This is a genomic window from Dongia sp. (genome assembly GCF_041905885.1).
Classification (GTDB): Bacteria; Pseudomonadota; Alphaproteobacteria; order Dongiales; family Dongiaceae; genus Dongia.
In genome coordinates this window covers 1-3,432 of record NZ_JAYRKD010000056.1, presented here as the reverse complement: position 1 = coordinate 3,432, position 3,432 = coordinate 1, and the positions used below count along the sequence as shown (strand labels likewise).

Here is a 3,432-nt window from a genome sequence, read left to right as displayed (position 1 = left end):
GTGCTGCGGCGCCAGCAGCTTCACCTGGTGACCCAGCTCTTCGAGCGTGCGCGCCCAGTAATGCGAGCCGCCGCAGGCCTCGATCGCAACAACTGTCGGCTCCAGCTTCGCGAAGAACGCCACCACTTCCCGCCGCCGGAGCTGCCGCTTCAGCACCGGCTGCTCCGCCGCGTTAACCCCATGCAGCTGAAAAACACTCTTGGACGTATCCATGCCAATTCGAATAAGCTTTTCCACGGACGGCTCCTTTCAATGAGATCTGCAACGACCTCATTCTGGCACTTAGATGCCGTTCGGGGGCCGTCCACCCCATCACGAGTTTCGTCGTGCAATACCGAGCGTCTTCCTGACTAACAGAGCAGCGGAAGCAAATTCGTGGATGGTCGGCCTACGCCGACCATGACGATACTATAAGAATCGTCACTTCCGCCCCAGCCGTGCCTCGATCGCGTCCCAGATCTTCATCTCGGGCCTTGTGCCGTCGAAGCGGGCGATCTCCTGCAAGCCGGTGGGCGAGGTGACGTTGATCTCGGTCAGATAGTCGCCGATCACGTCGATGCCGACGAAGATCATGCCGCGGCGCTTCAGCTCCGGGCCGAGCGTTTTGCAGATCTCGACCTCGCGTGCGGTCAGCTCGGATTTCATCGGCTTGCCGCCGGCATGCATGTTGGAGCGCGCCTCGCCCGCCTGCGGCACGCGGTTGATGGCGCCGACGGGCTCGCCGTCGATCAGGATGATGCGCTTGTCGCCGGCCCGCACCTCGGGAAGATAGCGCTGCACGATCACCGGTTCGCGGTAGAGCTGGGTGAACATCTCCAGCAGCGAGCCCAGGTTCTCGTCACCGGGCGTGATGTGGAACACGCCTGCGCCGCCATTGCCGTAGAGCGGCTTCACGATGATGTCCTTGTGCTGGGCGCGAAAGTCGAGGATCTCCGCCTTGTCCGAGGTGATCAAGGTCGGCGGCATCAGCCCGGCGAATTTGGTGACGAACAGCTTCTCCGGCGCGTTCCGCACCTCGACCGGATCGTTCACCACCAGCGTCTTCGGGTGGATATGCTCCAGGATATGCGTCGCGGTGATGTAGGACATGTCGAACGGCGGGTCCTGTCGCATCAGCACGACATCGGCCTTGGCAAGCTCGATTGTCTCCGGCGCGCCCAGGGTGAAATGGTTGCCGCGCTCGCGCCGCAGCTCCATCGGCGCGCCGCGTGCGATCACCTTGCCGTCGCGGAAGGTCAGCCGGCTGGTGTGGTAGAAGAACAGCTTATGCCCGCGCTCCTGCGCAGCCAGGCCCATCACGAAGGTGGAATCGCCGTCGATATTGACGTGCTCGATCGGGTCCATTTGGACGGCGACGAAGAGGGACATCTGCTGGTCCTCAGTTGAGCTGTTGGCCGAGATCCTGGATCAGCCGCGCCACGTGATGGCGCTGGCTGTCGTTGTCGGAAATTTCCAGGAAGCGCTCCAGCGCCGCGCGCGCCGCGTTCAAGTTGCCGAGCCGCGCCTGAATGAGGCCGGCTTCGCGGTAGAGCGGCGCATGCTTGGGCGCGATCAGCAGCATCCGGTCCAGCGCCGCCGCCGCCTTCTCGAGATCGCCTTCCTGGATCAGGCGGATCTTCAGGTTGTTCTCGAGCCGGAGCAGGATATCGCGGTTGCCGACGGCGGCGTAATGCTCGGGCTGCAGTTCGGCCTTCTCGCCGGCCGCGGCTTTCAGCTTCCGGCGGAGATCGGCGGTGGTGCAGGGCTCGCCGCCGGCGAAGGGGTCGAGGATCAGCGCCTTGCCGGCGTTGTGCAGCCGGACCACGAAATGCCCGGGGAAGTTCACGCCCTCGATCGCCCAGCCCTGGCTGCGCGCGGCGTGGATGTAGAGAATGGCCAGCGCCACCGGCAGGCCTTTGCGCCGGTCGATCACCCGCATCAGGTTGGCGTTCTGCAGGTCGTCATAGGTGACGCGGTCGCCCTGGTAGCTGAAATTGCCGGCCAGCACCTTGCCGAGCGTGGTCGCGCGATTGGCGAGCCCCTTGTCGTCTGCGGCGCTGCAATCCAGCTCCGCGGCCGTCTTCTGCATCTCGGCGTCGATCGCCGCCAGATGCTCGTGATAGCTCTCCGGCACGCTGCGCTGCCGGTCCATCGCCGCCAGGGCCAGGCCCGCTTCCGCGATCCGGATCTCGGAGTCCTCAAGCGCGCCGACCGCGGTCAGCACCGCGCGCGGATCCCCGTTCTCGCTCGCCATGTCGGCGCCCGCCGTGCTGTCGGTCATCGCGTTGCCTGCTGCGCGGGCTTGCGCGGGGCGACTGGCTTGGCGGCGGCCGGCGCACCGCTCGGCGCGGGGCCCGCAATCACCGGCGGATTCTCAGGAATGGGAGGCAAGGGATCGGTTCTCACGCGCACATGGTTGACCACCGCACGGACATAGGGAACGTCGCGCACATGGTCGATGACGCGTTGCAGCTCCGCCGGGGTCCGGGCGACGCCCATCAGATACACCGTCGAGCGGATGCAATCCACGCTGTAATTGATGGCCCGGATATCGCGGTCGAACATCAATTTGAGGCGGATTTGCTGGATCAGGACGACGTCCTCGGCGAAGTCACCGGCATCCAGGCTCCGCCCCAGCTTGATCTCGTCCACCACCTCGCGCACCCCGTCCGGCTCCCAGGCGATCCGGGTGGCCTCGATCCGGTCCTCCCGCTTCTGGACGAAGCCGGTCAGGAGCACGCGGCCCTCATGCACCTGGACGTCGACATTCTGGAACAGCTTCTGGTTCTTGGTCAGCATCTGGCCGCTGATGTGGGTCCAGATCGCCTTGTCCCGCGCCGAGTTGACGAAGCCGCGCTCCTCCATCGCCATGTTGGTGACGGTGGCGCCGGCGCCGATCGCCATGCCGACCGGCGAGCAGCCCGAAAGCCCAAACGGCAGGAGGGTGATCAGCAGCGTCGCACCGATCGACGGCCCGCCGATTCGCTTGGAGGACGACATGCCAGAATCATGCCTTAACCCGATTCAGGTCGCCAAGCGTCTTTCATGTGAACCGGGCGGCCGAGGCGGCCGAAGGCCATCAGATCGAACCGCAGGGTGAGATCGGCCAGCGCCGGGCGCTGCGCCACGAACAGGCCGGCGGCCCGGGCCAGCCGCGCCCGCTGCTGCGGCGCCAGGCTGAGGGTGGCGGTATCGGCGTCGATCCGCTGTTTCACTTCGATGAAGGCCAAGGTGCCGCCGCGGCGGGCGATGAGGTCGATCTCCCCGGCGACCGAGCGCCAGTTGATCGCCAGCACCCGATAGCCTTTGAGGCGCAGCCACCAGGCCGCCCGCTTCTCCGCGCCGTGGCCGCGCTGATAGGCCTCCCGGCCCCAGCCTGATTTATGGGTGGCCGATTTTGGGTTGGCGGCCTTGCGGCGGCCCGGCGCCTTCACGGCTTGCGCCCGGCCAGCG

At 66.1% G+C, this 3,432-nt stretch carries 4 protein-coding genes and 1 pseudogene; all 5 read right to left on the bottom strand.

What is annotated here, in order from left to right; translation table 11 throughout:
* Nucleotides 1-237 (bottom strand): annotated as a pseudogene (locus tag ACH2CY_RS28345) (IS110 family transposase); the annotation flags it as partial.
* A 183-nt stretch (nt 238-420) separates the two neighbouring features.
* On the bottom strand, nt 421-1,368 hold the full coding sequence (gene gshB / locus ACH2CY_RS28340; protein WP_395023407.1) for a glutathione synthase: 948 nt from the start codon (nt 1,366-1,368) through the stop codon (nt 421-423).
* A 10-nt stretch (nt 1,369-1,378) separates the two neighbouring features.
* Complete coding sequence (locus ACH2CY_RS28335; RefSeq protein ID WP_395023406.1) at nt 1,379-2,260, bottom strand: SirB1 family protein; 882 nt, start codon at nt 2,258-2,260, stop codon at nt 1,379-1,381.
* Nucleotides 2,257-2,979, bottom strand: a complete 723-nt coding sequence (locus tag ACH2CY_RS28330) for a BON domain-containing protein (protein WP_395023405.1) — start codon at nt 2,977-2,979, stop codon at nt 2,257-2,259. Before ACH2CY_RS28330 ends, ACH2CY_RS28335 begins: the two co-directional genes overlap by 4 nt.
* Nucleotides 2,980-2,993: 14 nt before the next feature.
* Nucleotides 2,994-3,413 (bottom strand): YraN family protein, encoded by a 420-nt coding sequence (locus tag ACH2CY_RS28325; protein ID WP_395023409.1) that lies wholly within the window; start codon nt 3,411-3,413, stop codon nt 2,994-2,996.
* Nucleotides 3,414-3,432 lie beyond the last annotated feature (19 nt).

Bases quoted from the DNA above. Each gene is read 5' to 3' on its own strand.
- gshB (WP_395023407.1), bottom strand. From the start codon at position 1,368: ATGTCCCTCTTCGTCGCCGTCCAAATGGACCCGATCGAGCACGTCAAT.
- ACH2CY_RS28335 (WP_395023406.1), bottom strand. From the start codon at position 2,260: ATGACCGACAGCACGGCGGGCGCCGACATGGCGAGCGAGAACGGGGAT.
- ACH2CY_RS28330 (WP_395023405.1), bottom strand. From the start codon at position 2,979: ATGTCGTCCTCCAAGCGAATCGGCGGGCCGTCGATCGGTGCGACGCTG.